This window comes from Kitasatospora aureofaciens, from assembly GCF_001188955.3.
GTDB lineage: Bacteria > Actinomycetota > Actinomycetes > Streptomycetales > Streptomycetaceae > Kitasatospora > Kitasatospora aureofaciens.
The window spans coordinates 32,545-59,213 of record NZ_JPRF03000002.1 but is presented as its reverse complement, the minus strand read 5'-3'; the positions used below and the strand labels follow the sequence as shown (position 1 = coordinate 59,213).

Below are 26,669 nucleotides of genomic sequence, written 5' to 3'. Positions count from 1 at the left end.
ACTCTGGCGGTGTCTAGGCGCTAGGTGCTTGGTCCTCCCCGCGCGAGCGGGGGTCAGCCGTCCACGCCTACGGCATGTGAGGCGGGGGAGTCGTCCTCCCCGCGCGAGCGGGGGTCAGCCGACGAGACCGTCGCCGCCGCGATGATCGACCGACTCGTCCACCACGCCGAGGTCCACTCCCTCAAGGGCGAGTCCTACCGCATGCGAGGACGCGAACTCGGACGCGTCCCCACCGACGACAACGACTGACGCACACCATCCAACGAGACCAACGGATGGCCCACAACTGAACCGCTGGAACCGGCCCGTTTTGAGCCGTTGCCGACAGTCAGCCAGCTGCGCCGCCCCAGGCGCACCGGCTGGCGCCGTCCTCCCCGCGCGAGCGGGGGTCAGCCGACCTGGCGGCCGTTGGCGCGGGCCTCGTCGTAGTCCTCCCCGCGCGAGCGGGGGTCAGCCGGAACGGGCGCGGGCGATCTGACGCTCGGTCGGGTCCTCCCCGCGCGAGCGGGGGTCAGCCGTCACGGTCAGGGAAGGACGGAGGGACGGAAGAGTCCTCCCCGCGCGAGCGGGGGTCAGCCGGTCGGGTTGAAGGCGAGGACCAGGCCGTCGGCGTCCTCCCCGCGCGAGCGGGGGTCAGCCAGACCACCCGGAAGGCGCCTCATGAAACCACTCACGTCCTCCCCGCGCGAGCGGGGGTCAGCCGAGGACGCCCGCGAGGAAGAGGCCAAGGCCCGCGTCCTCCCCGCGCGAGCGGGGGTCAGCCGCAGCTGCAGGCCCAGATGGCTGCTGCGGCGCGGTCCTCCCCGCGCGAGCGGGGGTCAGCCGGGCGAGGGCTTGCCGTCACCGACGTCGTCGCGGTCCTCCCCGCGCGAGCGGGGGTCAGCCGTGGCAGGAACGTGCGTCGTTCGCACTCGGAATGTCCTCCCCGCGCGAGCGGGGGTCAGCCGGACGGCGTCCCGAAGTGGGAGGTGCAGGTCGTGTCCTCCCCGCGCGAGCGGGGGTCAGCCGACCGCCACCGACCTCGCCATCGAGGCGGAAAAGTCCTCCCCGCGCGAGCGGGGGTCAGCCGTTGGCCCACCCGCTCGCGAAGTTCACGTTCTGGTCCTCCCCGCGCGAGCGGGGGTCAGCCGCCCCTGCGTCTCAAGATCCACGACCGGCCCTGGTCCTCCCCGCGCGAGCGGGGGTCAGCCGGCGCGCGCACGGCGCGCGCGCGTGAGGGCTGCGTCCTCCCCGCGCGAGCGGGGGTCAGCCGAAGCGCATCAGGGACATCATCGGCACCGACCGGTCCTCCCCGCGCGAGCGGGGGTCAGCCGGCGGCCCGGGCCGCCGCGCGCGTGCCGGTGGCGTCCTCCCCGCGCGAGCGGGGGTCAGCCGTCCCTAGTCCCCCGTCGACACGAGGAGGGCGCGTCCTCCCCGCGCGAGCGGGGGTCAGCCGGCCCACGCCGAGAAGAACGCCGACCAGCTCGAGTCCTCCCCGCGCGAGCGGGGGTCAGCCGCAGAGCCCGGGTCCACTCCGCCGGATCCTTCGGTCCTCCCCGCGCGAGCGGGGGTCAGCCGGTGATAACACCACTAGTGCTGGGCATAAAGAGGTCCTCCCCGCGCGAGCGGGGGTCAGCCGTCTCGAACTTCACGAACTGGGTGGACAAGAAGGTCCTCCCCGCGCGAGCGGGGGTCAGCCGCCCGGTACAGCGCAGCAGATTGCCGGCGGCGCGTCCTCCCCGCGCGAGCGGGGGTCAGCCGCGGCTTTACGCCACCTTCCCGCTCTCCAAATCGTCCTCCCCGCGCGAGCGGGGGTCAGCCGTCGGCTTTGGCGGGCGACTCCACCGACGCCCGGTCCTCCCCGCGCGAGCGGGGGTCAGCCGGTAGGCCATAAATGACTCATGCGCTACCCCCTGTCCTCCCCGCGCGAGCGGGGGTCAGCCGGCGACGGCAGCGCCCTGACCGAGCAGGAACTTGTCCTCCCCGCGCGAGCGGGGGTCAGCCGAACGCGTTCGCCGGTGACTCCTCGGATGCCCGGTCCTCCCCGCGCGAGCGGGGGTCAGCCGTCGGCGGAGGCGGTGCCCATGAGGACGGTGCCGTCCTCCCCGCGCGAGCGGGGGTCAGCCGTGGGCCACCAGCGTCCAGACCCGAGACCGCGCGTCCTCCCCGCGCGAGCGGGGGTCAGCCGCGATCTTGCGGAGGTGACATATGGCCATGTCGGTCCTCCCCGCGCGAGCGGGGGTCAGCCGTCGCAATCCGGTGCACCATGCACCCACTTTTCGTCCTCCCCGCGCGAGCGGGGGTCAGCCGCCCGGCGCCTTGGGGGACGGGTCGCGAGGATGTCCTCCCCGCGCGAGCGGGGGTCAGCCGGTGGAGTAGACGACGCCCTCGTCTTCCCAGCGGTCCTCCCCGCGCGAGCGGGGGTCAGCCGCCCCCCGGACTGATCCCCAGGAGTTCCCGCTCGTCCTCCCCGCGCGAGCGGGGGTCAGCCGGCTGGGACACCTGCCCGCGCCTGCACGTGTTCGTCCTCCCCGCGCGAGCGGGGGTCAGCCGGCCGCGTGGGCGGCCTCCGGGTCCGAGGGGGCGTCCTCCCCGCGCGAGTGGGGGTCAGCCGGATCAGCATGGACCGCGAGTTGAACATCATCTGTCCTCCCCGCGCGAGCGGGGGTCAGCCGCTGATGACGTCGAGCAGGAGTTCGCGAATGGGGTCCTCCCCGCGCGAGCGGGGGTCAGCCGCCGGAGAGCCTGGCCCGGGAGATGCGCAAGCAGTCCTCCCCGCGCGAGCGGGGGTCAGCCGCCAGATATCCGAATCCGAGGCACGTCCCGGTGGTCCTCCCCGCGCGAGCGGGGGTCAGCCGCCGAGCAGGAGGCCGGTGTCGCCGGAGGCCGGGTCCTCCCCGCGCGAGCGGGGGTCAGCCGGCCTGACGTGCTGCGGCCCCGCCCTTAAAGAAGTCCTCCCCGCGCGAGCGGGGGTCAGCCGTTCGACGAGTACACCCCCGACGCCTGGCACGAGTCCTCCCCGCGCGAGCGGGGGTCAGCCGCCTTCCCCGCTCAGCAGCATCTGCACCACGCGGTCCTCCCCGCGCGAGCGGGGGTCAGCCGATCATCGGGTCGCTGGTCGACGCCATCAAGTCGTCCTCCCCGCGCGAGCGGGGGTCAGCCGGCCAGGGTCAATAGTTCGTTGACCGCCGCCAGGTCCTCCCCGCGCGAGCTGGGGTCAGCCGCTCCGAGTCCGCGCAGAAAACGCGCGGAGGGAGTCCTCCCCGCGCGAGGGGGCCTGCCTGCTCCACAAGGCCAGGATGCGGGTGCGCGACGACCTGACCACGATGCTCTGCAAGCGGGTGGCCAGCAAGGTGCGCCGGGCCCGCGACGAGCTGGAGGAGATCCGCCGCCAACAGCAGGGAATCGTCGAGGTGCTGGTCGGCAACTACCGCACCCTGCTGCGGCAGGTGGACACCGACGGGCCCGCGCAGACGGCGAGGGCGAAGGCTGGCGCGCTGACGAAGGAGACCCTGGACGCCCTGGAGGGGCTGGACGAGGAAGCGCTGCCCGGCGAGGTGTCGCGCCGGCTGAACCGGAAGGTGTCGGCGGCGTTCCTGAAGCTCTCCGAGGGCCTGATGATGCAGTCCAACGGCGCCGGTCGAGCAGGGCGCCGACTTCCGCCAGCCGCCCGGCGGGACCGTTGCCGTCCCCGTCCCGGCCCGCCGCCGCCTCTCGCCCGGTGGCCTGACCTTCTCCGACCCGGACCGCCAGATCTGACCGGTGCGGCCCGGCCCGCCGGATGGGGATGGCGTCGGCGACCGTCTATCTGGCGGATGTGCAGGAGGATGAGCTGGTGCCGCTGCCCCGCCCGGGCGGGGGTGATGGCGGTGGCGGTGGGGCGCTGGCGATCGAGGGCACGGTGGCCGGGTGGGCGTACCGGACGATGTCGCTGCGACTGTCGCGCCGCCGGCCGCTGTCGGCGTGGCTGCCGCTGGTCGACGGCATCGCGCGGATCGGCGTGCTGCAGGTTGTCGCCGAGCAGGTCACGCCTGCGGTGCTGGACGGCGCCGTGCGGCTGGCGGCGGTGACCGCGTTGACTGTCGTGTCCAAGAGCGGGTTCAGCGACCTGTGCAGCCGAACCGCCCGTCGGCGTCCGATGACCACCGCTTGACCAGCACAAACGCCATGTGTGTCACAGATCACACCACCTAGGGCGAGATTTGTTGCCGGAAGAGGCCCGTGCCGCTCCCAAGAGGTAGAAACCCTTTCTCCACTGGGAGGTCTCACGTTGTATGACCACCGCGTCCACGCTGGCATTACGGACGTACAGCTGTCGGAGTCGATGGAGTACGGCTCGGATGGCAAGCCGTTCGTCCGCTTGGCGATGACCTACGAGGTGGCCGTCTGCAGCGCCGATGAGACGCCGCCCTATGGCCTTGAAGCTCTCGCTGAAGCTCGGCTCGCTCCTTCCGAAGTCCTCGACGCGCTTGGGCGAGCCCCGGAATGGGCCGGGAGTACGGAGGCCACCGTTCTCGCCGCGCTGCTGGCCCGCCAAGTGTTCCTGGAAGGCGACGACACTCTTGCGCCTGCACTTGGCGCACAGTTTCTCGGGCTCGGGGAGGACGAGCAGTGGCGGGAGGCGGTGTCTACCGCGTTGCTCGGCGAGTGGACCGGATCTCTGATCCACAACGAAGGTGTCAGCGCTCCGGCGGCCGTACACCTGCTGCGGTCGGAAGCCCGGGTCGTTCACTCCCAGCTGGCCCCGCTCTGGCGGCGGACCCATCGTGGCCGTCGGATTGCATTGCTGGAGACCCCGGTCTACGAGGGCGCGACCCTGCGGGACCTGCTGGCAGACCGCACCCTGCCGGACGACCGGGTACTCGACCAGATCCCTGGTGACCGCCGCCTTGTCGGTCTCCTGGACCGTCTCGCGCCGACTGAGCAGGCCGTCGTCCTCGCCCTGGGCCAGCCCGGCGTGGCCAGTTGGACCGAGGCCGCAGAGTTGACCGGCAGCACTCACCCGGATAAGGACGGAGAGAAGGTCCGCCGCAAGGTCCGCCGCGCAGTCCAGGAACTGCGACGACAAGACGGCCAGCGCGCGGATGGACCGACCGGCTTGTGGACCCCGGCCCTGAACGGTGCTGCCCAGTGACAGAGTTCCTGCTGTCGGCCGGCTCCGAGTGCGCCGGATCCCTGGCCGCCACCGCGCTGGTCGCCCTAAGCATCCAGGCAGTCAAAGCCTTTCGACGGAAAGCGGCGTCAGGGATGAACACCCCGGGCACCGATCCCATCGGGCCCCCTGCCCACCCCGAACACTCATGTAGCTCAGACAAAGATCACGCTGAGTGAATGAGGAGAGAGGAAGGCAGGCCCGCGCCGATCGTGGTGCGGGCCTGCGGGCAGCCGAGAGGAGTGATGGTGGCGGCCTCAGAGCGGACAAACGGACAGGATGAACGACCTCCATAACATGACAGACCGCCGCAGGCTCTCCCTGCGCTTCTCCGAGTCCGCCGTCGACGCCCCCGTGCCCGCTCAGTCCAGCGGGCGCCGGCTGCTGCCGGTCGAGCAGGGCGCCGACTTCCGCCAGCCGCTCAGCGAGAGCGCGGCCGCGCCCGCACCGGCCCGGCGTCCGCTTGCGGCCGGCGGCCTGACCTTCTCCGACCCGGACCGGCAGATCTGACCGGCCCGGACGTCCCCGGACATCGCGTAGCGGCGGCAGGCAAGGATCTCCTCGGTGGTGATGCCGATGTCGTTCGCGAGGCGGGCGAGACCACTGTCCTCGGCCTGGCGGTCGGAGAGGTAGGCCGGTACGACCTCGAGGGCGAGCGCACCAATACCGGGCTGGGCGGCGCGCTGCTGGGTGATCGCGTCGCGGCCGACGCTCACGTGGCGGCGCCACGCGGTCGGCCTGGGGAACGCGTCGGCCGGGGCTACAGGAACGGCCGGGCGAGGATGCGCAGCTGCTGCTCGGCGATCGCGCCCATGGGACCGGCGGTGCCGAGGTGGGCCACGATGGTGGTCTCGAACAGCTCCAGCATCGACTGGGCCTCGTGCACGGACTGAAGGGTGATGTCGGCGTGTTTGCGGCGGTCGCCGTCGAAGGCGGGGATGCGGCCGGTGATCACCGCGTTGTGGATGCTTTCGCGGGTCTCGATGTGGTGGCGGTAGTTGTCGCGCAGGAAGTCGACGATCGCCTGGGTGTCGTCCATCGCGTCATCGTGGCGCACCGGCCGCCGGAGCACACCCCCTTTGACGTACTCGGTGCACTGGTGGAGCCATGCTCTGCGGATGGCATGTTCGCGGCCGAAAAATCCCAGGTCAGAACACTTCTCACCCCGGCGTCCGAGGCCTAACATTCCCGGCACGGCGGCCCCGCCACAGCATCACCGGGCGCCGAGCAGAGCAGCTGCGCCCCGGCCCCCCGGCGCTGCTGACCTCCCACCGGCCGGTCCCGGGGAACACCCCCCTGCTTCCCCGGGACCGGCCGGGCTGCACCTCGCACCGCACGACTCCGGGAATGGGACAGGCTGCCCCAACCCTTTTCTCCCGTGTCTCAGGGTTTCCGTTTCGGGCGTTTTGCTGGGACGGATCTGGGACTGTCCCACCCTGTTCTGCCTGGTGGGAGCGCTGGGCGAAGGCGCTGGGACAGGGCTGGGACCGTGGCCGGCTACCGGCCGGGTTCGGCGTCCTCGATGGCGGCGAGCAGGCGGGCGTGGACGGCGACTGCGGCTTCGCGGGTGGCAGGGTCCGGGTCTTCCAGCTGCGCGGCGATCAGCGCGGCGGCCGCGGCGAGGACCGGCACTGGGACGGTCGCCGATCGCAGGTGGAGGAGCTGGGCGGCCGCGAGTTCGCCGGGTGTCGCCTGGGCGTGGGCGTTCGGGATCAGGGCGCTGATGCCGCGGGGCAGGGGCTGGGTGCTGGTCACCCGGCTCATTCTCCCGCGCGGCGGGCACCGGTGATCACCACGGCCGGTCGTCCGGCGGGAAGGGTGCCGTGGTGGTGGCGGGCGATGGCCTCCAGTAGCGCCTGGCGGGCCCGGCGCCAGCGGACGTCCTCGGTGCGGCCGGCGTCGGCGGCCCACTCGGGCAGCGGCCTCTCCTGCGCGGCCGCGGTGAGCGCGCGCCCGACCTCGCCGATGGCCTGCTGCCAGTGGTCGAGCTGACCGAGCAGGGCGCGCACCAGCTCATCGACGGCGGCGGCCGGGTCGGCACCGAAGGAGCGCGCCTCGGCGGCGGTCTCGGCGAGGACATCTTCGTCCAGGTCCTCGAAGGCCTCCCGCCACGGCTCGGCGGTCTGCTCGAACTCCTCCAGCACGGTGTGCAGGGCGGTGTCGACGGCGGCGGAGTGCGGGGTGCCCGGACGGTGTCGGTCAGCACCCGGGCGGCGCCGGGCCCGAGCGCCCGGCGCCTGGTCGTGCTCACCCGGCGGAACCGGTGGCCGTGGTGGCGGCGCGGCCGGCGGTGGTGGCGGCGTCCAGTTCGTCGGCGAGCAGGGTGAGCTCGCGCGGCAGGTCGCCGAGCACGCAGGACGGCATGGCGGCCGCGAGCGCGCACACGGCGACCAGCGGGATCCGCTCGCCCGGCGCGAGGTCGGGCAGAGTGGCGGTGTGGGTGGCGCCGAGCAGCACGTCTGCGGCGAGCGAGTAACGCAGCTCCTCGGTCAGCTCGCCGTCGCCGCCGGGGATCACTTCCTGGTGGCTGGCCCGTTCGATCGCCTCGGCCGCACGCTCCAGGACCAGGGCGTGGGGCTCGTTTGCCTGGCGGCTGGCGAGAGAGCGCACCCATGCGGCCGCTGCCTCCCCGGTGTCGCGTGCCCGGTGGAGCGCGGCCAGCTGGTCGGCATCGAGCGCCTGGTCGTCGTGCTCGGCAGCCTGGTGCTCGGCCTCGGCCGGGAAGGGGCTCGGCAGCCGGGACAGCGGAGAGGTCGTCATGCCCGTGCAACCGCCCCGCTGCACTGTCGGTCACGGGCAGCACCGGGTGCAGCAGCCAGCCGCCTCCACCGCCGCTGCACGGAGCAGCAGCGAGGTAGCAAGGCAGCCCTTGCTACCTCGCTGCTCGGCCCGCGGCATGGGGCAGCAGGGTGCAGCAAGGTCACCCTTGCTGCACGCCGGGGCTGTGACTGCGACGGCCCGCGCGGGTGAACGGAGTGCGACTGCGACCGGCCGCTGGCTGCGCAAGCGACCGGCCTGCGACGGTGCGACCGGCGTCGCAGCCGCCCGGCCCCGGGCGCGCAAGGACCGGTGAGTTCGCCGCCCATTGGGTGCGACGCAAACTCCCCACCGCAGGTCACCACAGGTGCGAACGGGATCGCACCCGCCCCGTCGCAGGCCTCGGGCATGGCCCGGCGGCCCTGCCGCCGACGCCGCCGGCAGGGCCGGTTGTTGCAACAACGATCGGGCCCGCTGCGCATGCGCAACGGCCGGTTGCAGCATCGGATGCGCTTGCGAAAGGACGGTTGCGCAGCGCTGCGCAACCGGTGATGCGCTGCTGCGACGGGCTGCTGCTGCCCGCCGGGGCGTGGCGTTTCACCCCGGGGCGAAAGGCGGCGCAGCGCCGGACTAGCATCCCGATCATGAGTTTCTCCCCGGGGCAGAAGTCGATGGCCGAGTCGATGCTGTTCGGCGCGCCGACCTGCACGGTGTGCGGCAAGGAGATGGAGCCGAGCGCCACGGGCCGCCCGAGGAAGTACTGCTCGAAGGCGTGCTCGTCGAAGGCGGACCGCGCCCGGGAGAAGGAGAAGCGGGAGCAGGTGCTCACCGCGGCCCCCGAAAACCCCCGGGGCGAAACTCCGCCCCTCGCCGACCTGCCCGCCGACGGCCCGGCCGCCGAGCTGCTGGAACTCGGCGAGGAGCTGCGCCGCCACGGCGAGCGCTTCCTCCTCCAGCTGGAGCGCGCGGAGCGCGAGGGTGACGGAGCCCTTGCCCGCCAAGCCCTGGAGGAGGTCCTCCGTGCCGCCGACGGCCTGACCGCGCGGCACCGCGAGCTCGCCGAGCGGATTCTGAGCGCCCACCCCACCCAGACCTCCACCTCCGGCGAGAGCGGACCGGAGCCCATCGTTTCACCTCGGGGCGAAACCGCGGCCTTGTCCGACACCCCCGCGAGCACGGGCGTACCGGCGTCGGCGAGGCCTGCGGCCACCCCCAGACCGGCGCCGGCGACCGGCGGCCCCGGCCCTGCGGACCGGCCCGCGCCGGTCGCGCCCCGGGGCGAAACTCCCTCGCCCACCGACCCCGTCCCGGCCCGGCCGCAGGCCTCCTCGGCGCCGGTTCCTCCTCGGGGGGAAACACGGCCGGTCGCGCAGCCGGCCACCGCGGCGCCCGTTGCTCCCCGGGGCGAAACCCTGCCCGACGGCGAGCGGCTGCGCGGGCTCGTCGACCAGCGCCTCGCCCAGCAGCAGACCGCACCCCGGCCCACACCCGCTCAGCCCACCCCGGCCACGCCGCAGCAGCCCACCGAGGTCCCCGTCCCGGCCGACCCGATGCACCGCCGCCTGCCCCCAAGCGACGTGCGCGTCGCCCTCGATGCGGGGCGGTTCGGCGACTGGTGGGCGCTGGCTGGCTGGACGGTCAATCCGGATGTCTACCTCGTGACGGGCGAGGGCCACCAGATCGGCTGGGTGGAGCGCGGCCTGACCGGCATCGGCGACCGCTGGGTGGCGGTGTACGAGGGCTACTTCATCGGCGACGTCCACACCCAGGAAGCGATGCTCCACGACACCCCCGAGCAGGCCGCGTTCACCGTCCACACCGCGTACCTGCAGAACCTCTGACCCGCGCCGCCCTACCGGCGCCTCACCCCGACCCCCGGCGACGGCGGCGACCAGCCCGCCGACAACCTGCCGGCACGGCGTGGACCGCGCGCCGCACCGCGCTGGCCGAGCGCTCCTATCGGCCGTCGGCAATCGCCCGGAGTTCGTCGTAGGCGTCGAGAAGCTCTTCATCCTGCGGTCGCCACAGCCGCGCGCGCGGCTCGGGATCGCCGAACTGCTGGTGCCAACTGGGGTCGCGGGTGACCCACACGGCCTGCCTCGGCGCGTCGTCGAACTGGTCGGCAGTGATGTCCAGGATCAAGCCATCCTGCTCCAGCCAGGCGTGGCTCTGCGGTAGCGCCGGTCTGAAGGGGCGCTCCCCCGCCACGCACTCCCACGTCCCCAGACCGCAGTCCTCCAGGTACTCGGCAAGCAGCAGCGAGGCGTCCAGGCAGGCACCGTGCGGGAACTCACGCAGCCCGATCAGCCGGGTCTCCTCGCTCGACGTCTCCAGGGCTCTTCGGAACCGGGTCGCCGCTTCAGCGGCATGCCGCTCAATCGTCATGACGTCAGGATCGCAGCGGGCTCGCGACCTATCGCCTTACGGTGATCCGGATCACGGACATTCCGGGAGGACAAGGGGCCTGACCGGGGCGAATCGGGCAGGACAACGTGCTGGTCAAGGGGTCGGACAAGAGGTGCGGTCAGACCGCGGTCAAGGGGGCGGTGTGCAGTGTCGGCGGCACCCGGGCGGCCAGCCCGGGTGCCGGGCCAGCCACCGCGCCGGTTCCGGCTTCCTGCTGACGGAAGGCCAACCCGATGACCACCACCTCGCTCGCTGCGCCCGATCCGGACGACGCCGACCCGGCCGCCGGCCACCTGCCGGGTGAACCGGCGAAGGCCTCGACCGGCCGGGCCAAGGGCCCGCACGGCACCTCCACCGGCACCTCCACCGCCCCGTCGAACGGGGGGCCCGTTTCGGCAGGCCAGCAGCTGCGGACAAGGGGTCGCCGGCGTGGCGACAACCCTTCTACCGCTGCTCCTGGAAGCCGCAGGCGCAGGCAGCGTGCGACGGTTGCGGCCAGGAGGAACGTCATGGTGGCGCTCGTCCTGTTCCAGCGCGCCACCGGCCGTGAGCTCCGAAATTTGGCGCTGCCCGGCCAGGCCTGCGACAAGGCGACGCGCGACGCGCTGCTCGACCTTCAGGACGCGGGCAAGGCGCGCCCGGACGGCTGGGCCCGCGGCCGTAAGCTCTGGTGCCTTACCAAGGCCGGCCACAAGGAAGCCGCCGGATTCCTGCCCCGCGGGACGAAGCTGTCCACCGTCCGCGAGCAGGAGAGGGCCGGCTACGACGAGCACGCCCTGGACGTCGTCGCCACCGCCGGGCACCTGGCCCGGGCCGGCCATGGATCGCCGCTGACCCTCACCACCGAGGTCCGCCACGCGGTGCCCGGCCGCCCGGCCCGCTATGCCGACCTCGTGCTGCGCGACCCCGGCGCGAAGGTGCCGGTGCTCCTGGTCGAGGTCGACCGGGACAACGAGACGGTCGGCCAACTGGTGGAGAAGCTCGCCTCCTACACCGCCTGGTGCGAGCTGCTCGCCAAGGGCGCCGACAAGGCGCGAGCGAAGGCCGCCCGGCACGATGGGGCCGCCGTCCACGCCCACCGGCACTGGCGCACCGTCTACCCGCCCACCCGTCACGAGGGCTACCCGCCCGTCGCCCTGGTCCTCACCCCCGGCCGCAAACGCGACCGCCCCGGCACCAAGCCCCTCACCCCCGAGCAGAAGGCCGCCAAGGCCGAACGCGACCACCAGCGGCTGCTGCGCCGCCTCGACGCGGTGGAGGCCGGCTCCGCCGCCTACTGGAGCCCGCGCCCGTACCCGTTCGCGGGGGTGTCGGCCGGCAACTACCACCAGGCGCTGCCGGTGGTCGCCACCACGCTGCAGCTGCTCGACGCCCACGGCGCCGACGCGCTGGTGTGGCGGCGCTTCGGCCGGGCCGGCTGGCACACCCTCACCGCCGCGCTGGACAACCCGGACGGCGACCGGCTCCTCGCCATCGAGCGCCAGGCCGCGGCCGCCGCCCGCCGCGCCCGCGACCAGGCCGAGCGGGAGGCGAGCCGACCGGCCTGCACCCGCTGCGAGGCGAAGCTCACCGACGCGGAGTGGGACCGGGCACGCTGGGGCGAGACGGTGTGCGCGTCCTGCCAGCGGGAGGAGTCCGACCGGAAACGGGCCCAGCTCGCCGCCGAAGCGGCTGCAGTCGCGGCCGCCCAAGCGGCCAGGGCGAAGAACACCGGCTCCTGGTGGCGCCGCTCCTGACCCCCCGGCAGTTCGGCCAGCACTGCAACGCGAGGGTGCAACACGACTGCAACGCGCCGGATCGCCCGGCCGCCGTGTTGCACCCCTGACCTGCGAAAACACCCGCTGTGCTGATCCGGGCCCATGGGCAGCGCGTGTTGCACTTCGCGCGCGTTGCACCCGGCCTGGCAGCTGTGACCTGCACTGGGGAGTTTCGCCCCGGGCTGGTGAGTTTCGCCCCGGGGCCGCCGGTGAGTTTGCCCGCCCTGGGCCCGGGCATCCCGGGACGGAAACGTCCATCGCAGGTCAGGGGCGGTGAGTTTCGCCCTGGCGTGGTCCGTTCGGGTGGCGGCCGGGTTCGGCGCGGCGGCGCGCTGGGCAGAGCCTTCGGCATGACGACTCCCACCCGGCCCCGCCGCCGTCGCCGCCGTCCGGCCGTGCCCGCTGCTGCTCCGGTCTGTGCCGCGCGGCCGCCAGCCCCGCCCCGGACCGGCGGCGGGTGCTGCCAGACCTGGTCCACCGAGCACATCTCCCCGGGCGGCATGGTCGTGCGCACCACCTGGCACGAGCCCGCCTGCACGACCTGGGGCCAGCCGTGACCCCCGCCGCCCGGGGCACCGACGTACCGTTCGTCCCCGGTGTGACGGTGGTGCGCCGCGACATCCACCTCGGCAGGGTGTGGTCCGCCCAGCCCCACCGGGCGATCTCCGACACCGGCACCCTGCTTGAGATCGGCTACTGGCCCGGGATCAGCGCCCTCGCCCCGACCACCTGGACCACGGCGCTGCGCACCGGCGACGACACCTCCCGCAAGGACGGCCTGGCCAACCTCGCGGCCGGCACCTGGGAGCTGGAGCCGTGGGCCTGGCGGCACACCGTCCTGCGCTCCCGCTTCGACACGACCGGCGAGTGGTTCTCCCTGCACCACTTCCAGACCCCGGCCGGCGAGCCGCTGCGCCTGTACGTGAACTTCGAGAAGCCGGCGGTCCGGACGCGGATCGGGATCGACACCCTCGATCTGCTCGTCGACCTGGTGGTGGAGCCCGATCTGTCCTCGGCGACGTGGAAGGACGAGGACGAGTACGCGCACGGCCGCCGCCTGGGCTTCATCACCGACGCCGACCACCGAGCGGTCGAGCAGGCCCGCGAGCGTGCCCTCGGCCTCCTCCAGGACCGGGCCGGCCCGTTCGCCGAGCCATGGCCCGTCTGGAAGCCGGACCCTGCGTGGCCGCTGCCCGTCCTGCCAAACGGAGCTGGCCAGTTTGTCCGGTAGACGGCGCCGGATGCTGGCCTTCTCCGGCTTGGGTGTCGGTGGTGTCTGTCAGACTCACGCTGTGACGGTGGATCTGGTGGGGCTGCGTCAGCTTGTGGAGAAAGTTGTCCAGGGACTCGGTTCCCACACTCACCGGGAGCTTGACGAGTTGTGCCCGCAGCTCGGACTACCGCCGCTGCCCGCAGAGGGGTCGAAGAGCAAGCGGTTGGACGCGTGCCTGGCAGACCTCCAGGAAGAGAGTCTCGCCGGGGTTACGCAGCGACTCCTCGGCTCAGATCGTGTGTTCCTCGGCCGGGCGGACCGGGTCGCTCTCGAAGACGCGCTGTGGGCGGCAAGGCCGGTGGTGGAGATACCCGGGCGGGTACGTCGTGACCTTGCTCGCTCGGTCGACATCCTCACGTTGGTCTATCGGCCGGACCGCTTCATGCGGCTGCTGGAGCAGTGGTGGGTTCTGGAGGAGCCGTTCGAGGCGTTCATGGGGCCGTCGCCGAACGGCCTGCGAGCCCTGATCGACCAACATGTCTTCCGCAACCCCGGCGACTGGTCCACCGAGGAACTGTTTGAGCAGCTGGGCGCGTTCGAGGCCGGGCACGCGCGGTTCGGCCGCTTCCTCGAGGGCCTGGTCGCCCCGGCCACCGTCCCGGATGTGCCGACGCAGGACCGAATCGTTGAGGCGATCAACGCTCTGCTGGGACAGGCTGGCGCCCGCCTGGTGCAGACCGATCTTAGGGATGGTTACCCGTACTTCCAGCTCGTCCACACGGGCTCGGGACTCGGACGCAGCCCGAAGAACCTGATCTTCGCCTCGTCCACCAAGCCCGACATCCGCTTCCGCAGCGCCGTCGACAACGACATCGAGGTCCTCCAGGGTCTTGACCAGGTCCTCTACTACGACCGGCCGATCGGCCCGGAGGGCGTCCGCTGGTGCGACCTGCAGCAGTGGTGGCAGGACGCCACCGGCACCACCGATGTAGAGGCCGCCAAGATGGCCCTCTACAACCGCCTGCTGGCGTGCCTGCCGGACGAGAAGGACTCCCCGCAGGTCCACCTCTTCCGCCTCTACCACCACATCCACGGCCCCCACGTCCGGCACCTGCCCGCCCTGCTCCCGGAAGTCTGGCTGCACTGGGACCACAAGACCGTCAAGAAGCGCGGTGTCGAGGCGCTACTGCGCCACCGGATGGACTTCCTCATGCTCCTGCCGGGCGGCCGGCGCCTGGTTCTCGAGGTGGACGGCCGCCACCACTACGCGGACGGCAAAGCGTACGCGGACACCGTGAGCGGAGACCGCGATTTGAAACTCAGGGGCTATGAAGTCTTCCGCTTCGGCTCCACCGAGCTGAGCGATCCCGACCGGGCCCGCCCGCTCCTGCAGGGCTTCTTCGCGGACCTCTTCGACCGCTACGACGTGGACATCCCATCCGCCCCGCAAACCTGACCACTGCGCCCGACCCGCCTGGTGCAGCCCGCCTGGGCTGCCTGCTTGGACCTTGATGACTGTTCCAGCGTGGCGGGGCGATCCCTTGATGGCCTCCCCATGGCTCGGCCGCCCACCTTGATGGTCCTCCCGGGGTGCGGATCCATACCTTGATGGGCCACCAAGGTATGGATTGGATACCTTGGCGGCCTGGTCACGGCTGGATAACGTCCCAGGTCAAAGCATTGGTGATGGTGGGTCGAATACCTTGATGCCCCACCGGAGCGTTCGCGGGGGCATCAAGGTATCCGACGCTGATCAGGGCTGCAGCTGGGTCCAGCCGCACGGGCGCTGGCCTTCGGTGCCGAGCGGGTGCCACACCGGGGCGGCGGGTCCGTGCTGGACCAGGTCCTCGAGGCGGGCCGCGCCGGTGGGGACGGCGGCGAGCAGCTCGGCGACGGCCGGCCGTTCCTCGGCCGCCAGGCGCAGGTCCGCCACCGCCGCATCGATGGCGGCGGCCGGGGTGCCGGCCAGGACCACCAGCACGCTCGGGAACGCCCTCCACCGCCGCTCCCACGCCCGGCCCGAACCTCCGGCGCCCGGCTGCTCCCACAGCGAGGCGCAGGCCGCCAGCTGCTCCACGGTGTGCTCGGTGCCCCCGCCGGGGCGGTGGAGCTCGACGAACGCCCGTAGCCGCCGCCGGCCGCCGGTGGTGGTCGCGGTGTAGGCGATCTCGGCGGCGGGCCGGTACACCTCTCCGGTCGGACCGGCGGGGTGCTCGGGGGCGGGGATGAGGTCGAGCGGTCCGCAGCCCTCGCCGCGGGCGCGGGCGTCGGCGACGAACGCGGTGTGCACCCGGCCGAGGTCGAGCAGGTGGCCGCGCCCGTAGCGCAGGGCGGCCTGCTCGGCGGGCGCAGCCTGGTGGCCCGGGCGGCGGGCCTCGGGGAAGGTCGCGGCGGTGGCCGCCCCTTGGCCGGTGAGGTGCCAGGCCTTCGCGCGGCCGGCCTGCGGCAGGGTGACGAACTCGGCCAGGCCCTCCTCGTGCAGGCGGGCCATGCGCTTCTGGGTCTGCTTGAGGCCGGCCTGCCCGCCGTGCAGCTGGTGGAGCTGCTCGGCGGTGGCCAGCGTGAAGCGGGCGAGCGTCACCAGGACGTCGTGGTCGGTCTCCAGATCCCCGTTCACGAAAGTGCTCCTCGCGGGTTTTGTGCACGGGGCCGTCCCGTGCTCGGGGAATGAAACACCGCGTTTCTCACCGGATTTCTTGGCGAAAGAGCAACTTTTTATAACGATTGCATAACTCCCGCTACCAAGGTATCCCGCGTTCTAACCGGTCTTCTCACCGGTCCGGTAACGGGTCCGTTATCCGGTCCTTTCCAACCTTGGTGGCCAGCCTTGGAGGCGCGCCCCTGACCTGCGGTGATGACCATCAAGGTGCCGGTGAGTTTCCTTGATGGACCATCAAGGAAACTCACCGATACCTTGGTGAGCCCGGTGAGTTTGACCGGCGCGCTTCCGTAGCCCCTGCCGTTTCCCCCTCCGAACCCCCTACCGGCCCTTGCGCGCCGGAATCGGGAAAACCGGCAGCTCAGGGCCCGGATCAGCCCCCGGACGGGATTCCGACAACCCTCTTCTCCCGTCATTCTGCTTTCCCTGTTGTTGCTGTTGTAGTTGTCGGTTGGTCGGTTCGGGTTTTGCGCCTGCGGCGGGCTTTCTCTTTCTCGTATCCGGCTGGTGCCGGCCGCTCGCGGATAGGGCGGATCGGCGACGGCGCGCGGGCCCGGGAGGGCCTGGTGGTGGGTGAGGAGGAAACGGGGCTGACGGCTGTCAGGGGAGCGGGATATCCCGAAGAGGCAACCAGTGACCACCACCCTTGGGAGAAGCCTGTGAACACCCCTCAGCGCCCCGCCGAGCCGCACGACAACAACGACGGCCAGGGCGACGCTGTCGAACCGGCCCCGCCGTCCCGGCCGGGCCGCACCGCGTACCGGCGCGGCGCCGCCAATCCCAACGGCTCGACCACCGCGCTGCGCGCCGACGTCCTCGCTGCGCTCGGCGTCCTCAAGGTCGCCACCGCCGACCAGCTCCAGCGACTGCTGCGCCCCGGGGAGGCGTCGAACACCGTGATCCGGCAGGCGTTGCGCGATCTCGCGCTGCACGGCCTGGTCGCCTCCGACGGCAACACCCGGGACCGGGACGTGGCGGCTGGAGGGCGCGGCCGGGCTGGACGCGGCCGCGGCCGTGCTCGGGATGGTCCGCTCGGAGACGGGCGGCACCGCCCGGGGCGCCGGCTGCTCCCGTGCCCGGCACGCGATGGCGGTCAACGAGACGATCGCCGCGTTCGTCCTGGGCGGCAGCGCGCCCGGGGCGGCGGGCGAGGTCGGCACGGTGCGGTCCTGGTCGACCGAGACCGAGTTCGGTCTGCCGGGCGGCAGGCGCAAGGTGCGCCCGGACGGGGTGTGGCAGGCCCCTCAGATCGGGGTGCCGGTGCTGATGGTCGAGGTCGACCGCTCCACCATGGCCCCGGCCGACGTCGCCGCGAATCGACGCACGCATATCTTCGGCGTATCGGCGGCCAATCCCTTGGCTATCTCAGCCCGTGGAGGGCCCCGCGATCAACGCGTCGCCCAGCCCGGTGCGCCGGTAGACGACGGCGCGGCCCGTCCGGGTGCCCTCGACCAGACCGGACTTCCGGAGCACGGACAGGTGGTCGCCGACTGCGCCGAGGCTCATGCGCAGGGCGCGGGTGAGCTGCGTGGTGGTGACCGGCCCGTCCATGGTGGCGAGGATCAGAGCCCTGGACCGGCCGATCAGCGGGACCAGGTGATCAGCGGCCGGATGGTGCGAGGCGGCCACCGGCCACAGGGCGGCGGCCCCACCAGCCGGGTAGACCACGGCGTTGCGCCAGGGTTCGTCCAGACATACCCACAGGGCGTCGAAAAGGTTGGGCAGGTACAGGACGCCGCCCCGGCGCAGGACCCGTTCCTCGTCCGGCATGCCGGAGACCTCGATGACGGCACCGGAGGCATGGGTGCGCCACCGGACCGTGGGGGCCAGCTCGCCGAGCACGCCGTCCCAGCCCTCGGCGATCAGCCGGTCGGCGCGGTGGGCGAGGTCACGCTGCAAGATGGCGCGCATCCGGTCCCAGTCCGGGGCCACGAACTCCTCCCAGGCCAGGCCGAGGACACGCGTGAAGCGGCCCACGGGGTCGGGCGAGTCGAAGATGCGGGCCACCCCGTCGGGCAGCTCGCGCCCTTCGAAGACCCGCATCACCTCCTGATGGGCCCGCGCGGCCGGCGTCTCCCGTACCGCGGCCAGGTCCTGAATGAACGTCGAGGCGCTGCCCCGGGGAGGCGGTGCGATGAAGTCCGGGTTGTAGCCGCGGACACGCAGGACGGACACCAAGGCCCCCAGGTCCGGCTCGGCATCACACATCGCCCGCAGACGCCCCCGGTTGCGCTCCACCCACGGACGCGCCGTCCACGAGGAGATCCGGCCGGACAGGACCAGCAGGGCCGCCACGACCTGGGTGATCGGGGATATCGCGAAACGACTGGCCCCGAGGTCCCCGGCCCCCACCTCGATGCGCAGCGTCACGACACGACCTTTCGCCTGTGGACGAAACCCTAGTGGGCGCCGTCCGCGCCTGGCCATCGTGCTGTCTCCCGGCCGTCGGAGAACCGCCGCCGAGCCGTCCCCCCGCCCCAGGAGAAACACCATGCTCGTCAGCGACGACACCCGGCCCCCGGGATACCGGGAGGTGTTCCGGGAACGGGACTTCCGCGTGCTGTGGGCGGCCCACGCGCTGCTCAACCTGGGCGAGGTCATGAAGGCCCTCGCCCTGTCCGCGCTCGTCTACAACCGCAGCGGCTCCCCCCTGCTGTCCGGCATCGCCTACGTGGCGGGACTGCTGCCGCAGGTGTTCGGCAGCGCCGCCCTGCTCTCCTTGGCAGACCGGCTCCCGCCCCGGCTGACCATGGCCGCCTGGGACGCGGCCCGAGCAGCCGGAGCGGCCGTGCTGGCCCTCGACGTGCTGCCGGTGCCCGGAGTCCTGGCCCTGAGCACGCTGTACGGCCTGTTCGACCCCGTGCCCGCCGCCATGAAGACAGCCCTGCTCCCGGAACTCATGGGCGAGCGCCGGTTCGTGCTGGCCCAGTCCCTGATGAACGTCACGGTCGGCGCCGCGCAGATCTGCGGCTTCGCCGTGGGCGGCGCCCTGCTCGCACTGCTCGGGCCGGTCGTCACACTCTGGGTGGTCTGCGGCGGCGCCCTGCTGTCCGCCGCGGTGCTCCGCCTGGGCCTGCGGACCCGCCCGCCGCGAGGGGCGGGCGGATCCGCCATCACCCCGGCACGGGCCCTCTCCACGACCTGGACGGTCAACCGGGCGCTGTGGGCGGACGTCCGGGTGCGCCGCCTGCTGCTGGCACTGTGCCTGCCCGCGTGCTGGATCGTCGGCGCGGAAGCGACCATGATCTCGTACGCGGACGAGATCGGCAGCCCCCGGGCCGTCGGCGCGCTGCTCACCGCCGCGGCGCTGGGCATGCTGATCGGTGACACCCTCGTCGGCCGTTTCGCCACCCGGCGCCGGCGCAACCGCTGGGCACTGCCGCTGTCCGTGCTGCTGGGCGCCCCGTACCTGCTCTTCGCCGCCCAGCCGGGCATCGCCGCGGCCGCCGGGCTGGCGGCGCTGGCCAGTATCGGCTTCGGCTACAGCCTGTGCCTCCAGGAATCGTTCGTCGACGTCGTCCCCGTCGAGTCACGCGGTCAGGCTTTCGGGCTGGCGGCCTCCGGCCTGATGTCCTGCCAGGGCATCGCCGCTGGCCTGACCGGCGCCGTCGCCGAGCTGGCCCGGCCGTCGGCGGGTATTGCTGTGGCGGCGGCGGCCTCCCTGCTCTGCACGGCGCTGCTGGTGCGGGTACTCAGACCGACGCCGTGACAAGGGCGTCCGCGCGGTCCACCTCCTCCTGGTCGCCTCGGACGGCAACACCCGGGACCGGGACGTGGCGGCTGGAGGGCGGGGCCGGGCTGGACGCGGCCGCCGCCGTGCTCGGGATGGTCCGCTCGGAGATGGGCTCCACGGCGCGGGGTGCAGGCCGCTCCGGTGCGCAGCACGCGATGGCCGTCAACGAGACCGCGCTCGCCTTTATCCTCGGCGGCAGCGCGCCCGGCTGGGTGCTCCCCGCACTGCAGGATGATCCGGCTTCGGCGGGGAGCTGATTGATGAACTCGGCCTCCTCTAGGACTGCTCCGGCCAGTTCGCCACCACCCCGTGGTCCGCCTGGGCGCCAGACCCGGCCTCGACCAAGCCGTCCAGCCCGGTCCTGCCGTAGGTGCCCCGGTGCCGCTCCCGGCGATTGCCGCGCGCGCGAGGCCGCCCACCAGGCCCGCCGGACCCCCGAGGCTGTCCGGCCGCGTAAGACATGGCCCATGTTGTGTGCGTTGCAATCAGGCCAGTTCGGACCAGCGTGGAATCGATGAGGACTGTGGTGACAGCCGGCCGACGGCGCCGGAAGCCTCGGCGGCTTCTGCTAATGGACCGGTTGCTTGGGGGCGCATGCGATACGTCCAGACTGCGGATTCACGGAGTGTATGTGCTTGCCGTGCTGCTGCGTGGGGGTGTCCAGCAGTGATGTGCCTCGTCTCCGGACTCTGGCCGGAAATCCGTCATCGCGACTGATATACGCAAAGTTGACCGTGACATGACTGTTAGTGTCCGTTCCACTGTCCGAGGACTTGGAGGGGACCCGTGACACGAACCAGGCGTGCCTTGACGGCAGCCGGAGTATGGACCAGCGCCGTCGCGGCGGTGCTGTCAGCAGCACCCGCCGCATCAGCGAAGGCGCCGACGCAGGACTGCACCGGGATGTACAGCGCGAGGATCACCCAGTGGGCGATGCTCTGCGCCAACGCAGGCCAGCCGATCAAAGGCGCGTTCGCTACCTGGCGGAACCTGCCGATCACCTTCGATTCCAGCAACGACCCCAACATCATGGTCGCGGCGGCCAACTATCTGACCGTCACTCCGGACATCTCGTCGTTCGCCACAGTGCGAATAGGCCTCTACGCGCAGAAGACCGGCTCCCAGAGCGCCAGTTACGCACCACACTGGGAGGAAGTGCCAAGCCAGGGCGGCGGTCGGGAGACGGCCATCAATATTGGTGTCGGCCCGGACCAGGCGGATGGCAGGAACCACAGCTACCTCCTCCAGCGCCAGGACAACGGCGACCAGTGGGATGTGTTCTACGACTTCAACTCGGTCGGCACGACAACCGGGCAAAAACCCGTGCCCCGAGCCTCAGAGGGAAACCGGATCGATGTCGGCTTGGAGGTCAACCACCCCGAGCACGTCGACGTGCCGGTCTTCGAGGACCGAGCACTGTGGATGGACGAGAACAAGGTCTGGGGCCGGTTCGCTCCCGCCAACACCGCCACCCAGCTCGGCCTTGGTAAGTGTGGCGACCCCAGCCCCAGCGGCACCCCTCACACCGCGCCGTACTGCTTCACCGCCCAGCAAGAGCCCAATACACAGCCGTTGCCGTCCCCGCCCGGGACGGTCTCCTGGAATGTCGGCAAACCACTGGCCGCACCTGCTCCCATCGCGCCGATCACGTCACGCATCCTGATGGCTCCCGCAATCGAACAGCCGACCATGCTCAACGGCGTTGACCAGAAAAAGCTCCACGCCTGCCTGAAGAACAACCCCGACGCCTGCCTGACCACGGTGCCCGGTCTCGCCGACTGCCTGCGCAACGCCAAACAGTGCAACGCCGACCAGCCCCCCACACCACCGCGGCGCAAGGGCGACCACATGTCCACCATCCAGACCGCCGACGTGAACGTCGACGACCTCAAGCTGCGCACCGCTGCCGAGTTCGGTGTCCCACTGGACTCGCTGCGAGTGAGTGCGGGGACCGTCGGCGACGACGACAGTGGGCGCCGTAAGGCCGCACGCTGGGACGCCGACACTCCCGTGTGGGTGATCACATCCGATGCGCCGAACCACGGCCGCCAGCAGACCGGCCCCCGAGTTGCAGGCCTCGCCGCGACCTACACCCAGGGGACGGGCGACATCGTCGACGCCTGCTGGGGCTCGGCATGCTCGCGGTGACGGCCAAGCGCCCTATGCCAAGACACCTTGCGACACCTACGGTCTCGACCGATCACCCATCACACCCCTCGCCAAGGAGTTCCACCGTGAACGCCCGAGCCATTCACCGGCTCCTGCGAGCCGCGAGCGCCACTGCCTGCGCCGCCCTGCTCGCCGCCGGCACCCTCACCGCCAGTCCGGCCGTCGCCGCACAGGGACCCAATGCCTCAGGCTTCGTGCCTACTTCATCCGTGCCGGCGGACCAACTGGCACGATTCAGCTCGATTGCCCGCTCCCCCGAGAACGGCGCTGAGACGCGGGCCGGAACAGCCCACGCCGCGCCCACACCGGCAGTCGCTGACGCGCTGGCCGACGACCCGGGGCTCGAAGAGGAGTGCGCAAAGCACCCAGAGGCGGACTCGCCCACGGGCTGGATCAAGAACCGCTTCGAAATGTGTGTGCATCGCCACTACGACCTGGTGCTGGCGACCCCGGACCGGTCCGTGACGCTCGGAAGGCTGAGGTTCGACGCCTGGGTCCTCGGCTTCGCCTACGACGGGCAGCGCAAGGTGGACTACGTCGTCAGCGTCAAGGACATCATCGACGAACCTGTCCCGGGCGAGGACTCCTCGAAGTGGTCCATCAGCCAGGACGTGAACTTCAGCGGCCAGGGTTCCGGCAGCGTGACCAAGCCCGACAAGCAGAGCCGCGTCGAGCTCATCGGTTCCTGGAAGCAGCAGCCTCTGTGGACCCTCACCTACACGGCCCCGGACAAGGGCCCACTGTACGACCAGGGCGACCAGCAGATCGTCAAGGCTGACCTGACGCTCTCGATGCGCGTCACATCGCCCAATACACGGACCAGTCCCTGGTCGGAATTTGGCGCTGCCAAGTCCAACGTCCGCTTCGACTACGCCGGCCCCGTCGCGGGCAAGTACAAGGGAACCGTCTTCACCGACGGCCGGGCCGAACTCGTCATGAAGCTCTCCGACCCGGCCGTGCGGGAGAGCGCGCTGCACATCAAGGACGCGCAGAACAACCCCGAACGGACCTTCCCGTCCTTCAACGGCAAGAGCATCCCCGGAGCAAAGCAGCCCCTGCACCGCCTCATCGACCGTGCCAAGCAGGACGAGAACCGCAGGGTCGCGATAGCCACCTGCAACGAGGTCTGGGGCGACTACTCCGGCTCCGGACTGCAATGCGACGAGTACCCGTTCTCGTCCACGTACGAAGGCGCGAACCAGAAAGACAGCGCAGGCAACCTTGTAAACCGATACTCCGCCCGCCTGATAGACGGCAAGGACAACGGAGACGGAGGCAACATGATCAAGGACGTCTTCACCATCAACCGGATCTTGGACAACGACCCTTTCTACGTCACGATCGTCCCGTAAGCCGTACTCGCCAAGGCCGGAGGACAACCAGTGCCGATCCTGTTCGAGTTCCGCACCGAAGCCAGGCCCGACAACGGCCTCATCGAGGTGTACGACTCCGACGCCTACCTCACCAACTCCGAGGCCGTCAGGCAGAGCTGGGACACGGTGGTAGCGGGCACCGGTACCCAGATCTATCTCCGCAGCCTCCAGAGCATCGCACCTGCCGAGATCCTGGTACGGGTGTGGGACGGCCCTGCGCCGGCCGACAGCACCTGGATCGCCGAGGGCGAGCGCTCGACAGTGCTCGACAGCCCCACCGGCGAAGTGGTCATCCGCGCCTTTGCCCCGGACATCGCTGGTCACTTCCAACTGCCCCGCTCGGGCGTCTACGAAGGCCGCGTGTCCTGGAAGGGGCGACATGAGGCCGCCGCGCAGGAGGCGGGCCTCCACGCCGAACTCAGCACGGCGGAACAGCAGTCACCGGCTGACACCGATACGATCTGGGCAGCCCACCGGGAGGTCCTGGAGACCTACCGGATCGACCTGTGGTGGACCTCCGAGTCCGAGGACGACGAAGACGAAGAGTAGGACCAGGAACCACGGGTGTGGCACCGACCTGACGGCGGTGCCACACCCCGTTGGAACAGAACAACTTCCGCTCGCCAGGCGGCGTTCGCTCAGTTCAAGGCCCACGCTGGCCGGCGCCGCGCCAGTCCTACCGCCAGGGCAGGGTCTTCCTGGGTGATCATCCCCGTCTACCTGCCGACGCCGTTGATCGGGGACGAGACGGCAGTCGCCGACCCGGTCGAGATCCACGACGCCGGGGCCGCGGTCAAGGCCGAGGCCGAACCCAGATCGAGGCCTCCAGCTTCCGCACGATCTGGCGCGTCCTGCGCGCCCTGGCCGCCCACGACGCCCCGGTCGTGGACCGCATCACCGAGCTGCGCGCCCACCGCGCCCAGCCCCAGCACGCCACCGCGGCCACCGAGGGCGAGGCCGCCGAGGCCGCCGGGGTGGGAGCGGGCGAGCAGCAGCCGGCCGCGGTGGAGTCGCCGATCGACTGGCTGCGGATCGACGCGAAGCGGCACGCGGCGCGGATCCTCCAGACGGTGAAGCTGCGCGCGTTCAACCCGCGCGCGACCGAGTGGCAGCGCATGCACGCCGTCGCCGCCGTGTTCCACCTCGAGCACGGCCACCTCGACCCCACCGACAAGACCCGCCACGGGGAGCTGATCTCCTGGCTCGACCGGCAGCGCTACCTGAACGGCCGAGGCCTGCTCGATGCCGCGCGCGTCTCGGAGCTGGACGCGCTCGGCATGATCTGGTCCAAGCACGCCAACGCCTGGGAACGCGGCTACGCCTACGCCCGTGCCTGGGCCGCCCACCACGGCCACCTCGCCGTCCCGGCCACCGAGAAGCTGGACGGCTACGCGGTCGGCGCGTGGATGCGCCGCCAGCGCAAGGCCGACAACCTCACCCCCGACCAGGCCGCCAAGCTCGACGCCTTGGACGAGCTGTGGCGCCTGGAACCGGACTGGAACCGCTCCTACCCCCGCCTGCTCACCTACCTGGCCGCCGACGGCACCCTGGACGGCCCTGCCAACCGCACCGGCCTGGGTGACGACCCGGCGTTTAGGCCCGGCGCCTGGCTGCGCAAGCAGGCGACGGCTCGCACCGACGGGAAACTGACCGAGCAGCAGACGGCGCTCCTGGACGCCCTGCACCGGCACGCCGAGACCGTCACCGGCTGACCCGCGGCCGCCTCGGCCACGCCGCCCCGGACTGCCCCGTCGTGGCGGCCACTGCCTGGAGGAGACGAGTGAGCGCACCCGAGCTTGTCCTGGGCTGTCGGTGCGGCTCTCGTACCATGGGTGGCCTTGCTTGGAGTGTGGGGGTGGGGGTTGGACGGCGGCTACAAGGTCGACGTGAAGGCGCTGGTCGAGGGGTCGTGGCAGCTGCATCAGGTCTCGGAGGATCTGCTCCAGACCGTGACGTTGCTCGCCGGTGAGCTGTCGGAGACGGGCGGCATGATCGGAGACGATGAGGCGGGGGAGATCTTCGCGAAGGTCTACAAACCGACGGCGAAGACAGCGCTCAACCAGATGGCCAACGCCTGCCACTTCATGGGCAAGGGCGCGGAGACCCTGCTCATGAATGCCAACGCCTATCTGGCTGCCGAGGATGCGACGGCGAAGCACCTGTTGGAGGCGAGCACGGACTCCAGCGTGGACCTGTCTCAGCCGTGGGCGGCGCCGGAGAAGTGCGCGCCCGACCCGCGCGGTGTCGGCGAGAGCCTGCCCGAGGCGGTTGGCCAGACAAGCGGTGTCGACAAGTGGGTGTGGGGCGACAAGTACCGTGGGGACGCGGGCAAGCTGAGGAAGGCGGCGCAGACCTGGCAGGCCGCGCACCGGCTCACCGCCCAGGTCCTCTCCGACGCGCAGGACGCGTGGAGTGCCGTCGCCGAGATCCATGAGGGCGAGACGGCGAAGGCGATCGCCCTGTTCTTCGGCGCCTTCGTCGGCCGGCAGGGGTATCCGGCGAAGCCGGAGGACGACCACACCCTGTTGGCGAACCTGTCCTCGGCCTGTAAGCAGCTCGGCGACGCCTGCGAGAACTACGCCAAGCACATCGACGACGCCGCAAGCATTTTCAACGGCTGGTTCGACGCGCCCTGGGACAACCCGATCTTCGGAGGCAACGGCGACGACGGCGGCCTGAAGTCGAAGGTCCTCGGCGATACCCAGATCCTGTCGCTCGCGGACACGCCGCATGTCCTCGACGACACCCAGAAGCGCATACCCGTCCCCCAGGGACAACCCGCCCCGCCGAAGCCGTCCAGCCCGTTCCCCTGGATCCTGCCTTTCCCCGCGCCGCTCCCTGTGCCCGGGCCCTTGCCGCTGGTCCCCGCCGTCTACACCCCGGTCAACCCGTCCGTGCAGCTCAGGAACCCGGTCCCTCCCCCTGTTCCGCCGATGCCGGGCTACCCTCCGCTGACGCCGACCGAGCTCGCCGCGTTCAGGCAGTGGAAGTCGGGACTGGTCACCGGCGGCTTCTCCGGAGGCAACGAAGCCGACAAGCGCTACCAGTGGGACGTCGCCGGCTACCCCGAATACCGCCTGCCCATCGTGCCACTGAAGCCTAACCAGGAGCCGGCCATGATGGCCGACGGCCTGCGGGAGACCGACGGCATGATCATCGAGGCCAAGTACGTCCGGGACCCGGCCAAGTGCTTCCGCACTCTCGCGGAATACGAGAAGTCCAAGAACGGGGAGAAGGGCGCCAAGCCCAAGTTCCTGTTCAAGGACGACGAAGAAGAGATGCAGAAGTACGCAGCCGCCATGAACGACCCTCGCAACGCTCAGATCCGCGGCATGGAGATCGTCACCAACGACCCCAACACCGTGCCCTACTGGCGCACCATGATGGCGCTCAACGGAGCCAAGGGCTACGCCCGCTACGTCCCGCCGGGCCCCCTCACCGCACCCACCATCTCCTAGAGACGAAGGCGGA

23 protein-coding genes and 2 CRISPR repeat arrays (1 of these 25 running past the window's edge) are annotated in these 26,669 nt (G+C 71.4%); of the genes, 15 read left to right on the top strand and 8 right to left on the bottom strand.

Annotation, left to right across the window (positions count from 1 at the left end):
- Positions 1 to 121: a CRISPR direct-repeat array (repeat unit 29 nt; unit sequence GTCCTCCCCGCGCGAGCGGGGGTCAGCCG) (it extends 518 nt beyond the left edge of the window).
- 20 nt (positions 122 to 141) lie between these two features.
- The 3 genes from HS99_RS46225 (at position 142) to HS99_RS04005 (ending at position 5,113) form a co-directional block, all read left to right on the top strand.
- Positions 142 to 249, top strand: coding sequence for an ATP-binding protein (locus tag HS99_RS46225; protein WP_232543260.1), 108 nt, complete (start codon positions 142 to 144; stop codon positions 247 to 249).
- A gap of 117 nt (positions 250 to 366) precedes the next feature.
- Positions 367 to 3,203: direct repeats of the CRISPR family, unit length 29 nt; unit sequence GTCCTCCCCGCGCGAGCGGGGGTCAGCCG.
- Between the two features lie 563 nt (positions 3,204 to 3,766).
- Complete coding sequence (locus HS99_RS04010; RefSeq protein ID WP_141763652.1) at positions 3,767 to 4,132, top strand: hypothetical protein; 366 nt, start codon at positions 3,767 to 3,769, stop codon at positions 4,130 to 4,132.
- A 117-nt stretch (positions 4,133 to 4,249) separates the two neighbouring features.
- A complete protein-coding gene (locus tag HS99_RS04005; protein ID WP_050366221.1) occupies positions 4,250 to 5,113 on the top strand; it encodes a hypothetical protein in 864 nt (287 codons plus the stop codon).
- A gap of 380 nt (positions 5,114 to 5,493) precedes the next feature.
- On the opposite strand, the gene HS99_RS44575 is transcribed toward HS99_RS04005, so the two are convergent.
- From HS99_RS44575 to HS99_RS03980, 5 genes are all read right to left on the bottom strand, one after another.
- Positions 5,494 to 5,847, bottom strand: coding sequence for a hypothetical protein (locus tag HS99_RS44575; RefSeq protein WP_030557328.1), 354 nt, complete (start codon positions 5,845 to 5,847; stop codon positions 5,494 to 5,496).
- Between the two features lie 44 nt (positions 5,848 to 5,891).
- Positions 5,892 to 6,170: a hypothetical protein gene (locus tag HS99_RS03995; RefSeq protein ID WP_030557327.1), complete on the bottom strand. Its 279-nt coding sequence runs from the start codon at positions 6,168 to 6,170 to the stop codon at positions 5,892 to 5,894.
- A gap of 458 nt (positions 6,171 to 6,628) precedes the next feature.
- On the bottom strand, positions 6,629 to 6,886 hold the full coding sequence (locus HS99_RS03990) for a hypothetical protein (protein WP_046385786.1): 258 nt from the start codon (positions 6,884 to 6,886) through the stop codon (positions 6,629 to 6,631).
- Between the two features lie 5 nt (positions 6,887 to 6,891).
- Positions 6,892 to 7,275 (bottom strand): hypothetical protein, encoded by a 384-nt coding sequence (locus tag HS99_RS03985; protein ID WP_030557325.1) that lies wholly within the window; start codon positions 7,273 to 7,275, stop codon positions 6,892 to 6,894.
- A gap of 103 nt (positions 7,276 to 7,378) precedes the next feature.
- Positions 7,379 to 7,891, bottom strand: coding sequence for a hypothetical protein (locus HS99_RS03980; protein ID WP_030557324.1), 513 nt, complete (start codon positions 7,889 to 7,891; stop codon positions 7,379 to 7,381).
- A gap of 641 nt (positions 7,892 to 8,532) precedes the next feature.
- Here HS99_RS03980 and HS99_RS03975 point away from each other — a divergent pair.
- The gene (locus tag HS99_RS03975; RefSeq protein WP_141763651.1) at positions 8,533 to 9,729 is read left to right on the top strand and encodes a hypothetical protein; all 1,197 of its coding nucleotides are present in this window, start codon (positions 8,533 to 8,535) and stop codon (positions 9,727 to 9,729) included.
- 115 nt (positions 9,730 to 9,844) lie between these two features.
- Here HS99_RS03975 and HS99_RS03970 read toward each other — a convergent pair whose 3' ends face one another.
- Positions 9,845 to 10,273, bottom strand: coding sequence for a hypothetical protein (locus tag HS99_RS03970; RefSeq protein WP_050366111.1), 429 nt, complete (start codon positions 10,271 to 10,273; stop codon positions 9,845 to 9,847).
- A 530-nt stretch (positions 10,274 to 10,803) separates the two neighbouring features.
- On the opposite strand from HS99_RS03970, the gene HS99_RS45740 reads away from it, so the two are divergent.
- The 4 genes from HS99_RS45740 (at position 10,804) to HS99_RS03950 (ending at position 14,720) form a co-directional block, all read left to right on the top strand.
- Entirely contained in the window at positions 10,804 to 12,030 is a 1,227-nt protein-coding gene (locus HS99_RS45740; RefSeq protein ID WP_050366110.1) for a hypothetical protein, read from the top strand.
- Positions 12,031 to 12,401: 371 nt separating this feature from the next.
- Complete coding sequence (locus HS99_RS43915) at positions 12,402 to 12,608, top strand: hypothetical protein (RefSeq protein WP_141763650.1); 207 nt, start codon at positions 12,402 to 12,404, stop codon at positions 12,606 to 12,608.
- Positions 12,605 to 13,282 carry a ribonuclease FAU-1 family protein gene (locus HS99_RS03955; protein ID WP_050366109.1) on the top strand — a complete coding sequence of 226 codons (678 nt, stop codon included), beginning with the start codon at positions 12,605 to 12,607 and terminating at the stop codon, positions 13,280 to 13,282. Before HS99_RS43915 ends, HS99_RS03955 begins: the two co-directional genes overlap by 4 nt.
- Before the next feature lie 61 nt (positions 13,283 to 13,343).
- Positions 13,344 to 14,720, top strand: coding sequence for an AbiJ-related protein (locus HS99_RS03950; protein ID WP_050366113.1), 1,377 nt, complete (start codon positions 13,344 to 13,346; stop codon positions 14,718 to 14,720).
- 297 nt (positions 14,721 to 15,017) lie between these two features.
- On the opposite strand, the gene HS99_RS03945 is transcribed toward HS99_RS03950, so the two are convergent.
- Positions 15,018 to 15,881 (bottom strand): replication-relaxation family protein, encoded by an 864-nt coding sequence (locus HS99_RS03945; protein WP_030557314.1) that lies wholly within the window; start codon positions 15,879 to 15,881, stop codon positions 15,018 to 15,020.
- 1,407 nt (positions 15,882 to 17,288) lie between these two features.
- Positions 17,289 to 18,293: a DUF5937 family protein gene (locus HS99_RS03940; protein WP_050366108.1), complete on the bottom strand. Its 1,005-nt coding sequence runs from the start codon at positions 18,291 to 18,293 to the stop codon at positions 17,289 to 17,291.
- Between the two features lie 121 nt (positions 18,294 to 18,414).
- Between HS99_RS03940 and HS99_RS03935 the strand changes: the two genes are divergently transcribed.
- The 7 genes from HS99_RS03935 to HS99_RS46220 all read left to right on the top strand — a co-directional run bounded on the left by HS99_RS03935 (position 18,415) and on the right by HS99_RS46220 (position 26,656).
- Positions 18,415 to 19,632: an MFS transporter gene (locus HS99_RS03935; protein WP_030557311.1), complete on the top strand. Its 1,218-nt coding sequence runs from the start codon at positions 18,415 to 18,417 to the stop codon at positions 19,630 to 19,632.
- Positions 19,629 to 19,913: a hypothetical protein gene (locus tag HS99_RS43910; RefSeq protein WP_030557309.1), complete on the top strand. Its 285-nt coding sequence runs from the start codon at positions 19,629 to 19,631 to the stop codon at positions 19,911 to 19,913. The genes HS99_RS03935 and HS99_RS43910 overlap by 4 nt, the downstream gene beginning before the upstream one ends.
- 550 nt (positions 19,914 to 20,463) lie before the next feature.
- Positions 20,464 to 21,804, top strand: coding sequence for a hypothetical protein (locus tag HS99_RS03930; RefSeq protein ID WP_211295893.1), 1,341 nt, complete (start codon positions 20,464 to 20,466; stop codon positions 21,802 to 21,804).
- 86 nt (positions 21,805 to 21,890) lie between these two features.
- Positions 21,891 to 23,177: a NucA/NucB deoxyribonuclease domain-containing protein gene (locus tag HS99_RS03925; protein WP_030557306.1), complete on the top strand. Its 1,287-nt coding sequence runs from the start codon at positions 21,891 to 21,893 to the stop codon at positions 23,175 to 23,177.
- A 30-nt stretch (positions 23,178 to 23,207) separates the two neighbouring features.
- Positions 23,208 to 23,747, top strand: coding sequence for a hypothetical protein (locus HS99_RS03920; protein WP_050366105.1), 540 nt, complete (start codon positions 23,208 to 23,210; stop codon positions 23,745 to 23,747).
- Positions 23,748 to 24,082: 335 nt separating this feature from the next.
- Complete coding sequence (locus tag HS99_RS03910; RefSeq protein WP_030557303.1) at positions 24,083 to 24,910, top strand: helicase associated domain-containing protein; 828 nt, start codon at positions 24,083 to 24,085, stop codon at positions 24,908 to 24,910.
- Positions 24,911 to 25,060: 150 nt separating this feature from the next.
- Positions 25,061 to 26,656, top strand: a complete 1,596-nt coding sequence (locus HS99_RS46220; protein WP_232543259.1) for a restriction endonuclease fold toxin-2 domain-containing protein — start codon at positions 25,061 to 25,063, stop codon at positions 26,654 to 26,656.
- Positions 26,657 to 26,669 lie beyond the last annotated feature (13 nt).

Excerpts from the sequence above, each read along its gene's own strand:
- HS99_RS46225 (WP_232543260.1), top strand. The coding sequence starts at position 142 with ATGATCGACCGACTCGTCCACCACGCCGAGGTCCACTCCCTCAAGGGC.
- HS99_RS04010 (WP_141763652.1), top strand. The coding sequence starts at position 3,767 with ATGGCGTCGGCGACCGTCTATCTGGCGGATGTGCAGGAGGATGAGCTG.
- HS99_RS03995 (WP_030557327.1), bottom strand. The coding sequence starts at position 6,170 with ATGGACGACACCCAGGCGATCGTCGACTTCCTGCGCGACAACTACCGC.
- HS99_RS03980 (WP_030557324.1), bottom strand. The coding sequence starts at position 7,891 with ATGACGACCTCTCCGCTGTCCCGGCTGCCGAGCCCCTTCCCGGCCGAG.
- HS99_RS03975 (WP_141763651.1), top strand. The coding sequence starts at position 8,533 with ATGAGTTTCTCCCCGGGGCAGAAGTCGATGGCCGAGTCGATGCTGTTC.
- HS99_RS03970 (WP_050366111.1), bottom strand. The coding sequence starts at position 10,273 with ATGACGATTGAGCGGCATGCCGCTGAAGCGGCGACCCGGTTCCGAAGA.
- HS99_RS45740 (WP_050366110.1), top strand. The coding sequence starts at position 10,804 with ATGGTGGCGCTCGTCCTGTTCCAGCGCGCCACCGGCCGTGAGCTCCGA.
- HS99_RS43915 (WP_141763650.1), top strand. The coding sequence starts at position 12,402 with ATGACGACTCCCACCCGGCCCCGCCGCCGTCGCCGCCGTCCGGCCGTG.
- HS99_RS03935 (WP_030557311.1), top strand. The coding sequence starts at position 18,415 with ATGCTCGTCAGCGACGACACCCGGCCCCCGGGATACCGGGAGGTGTTC.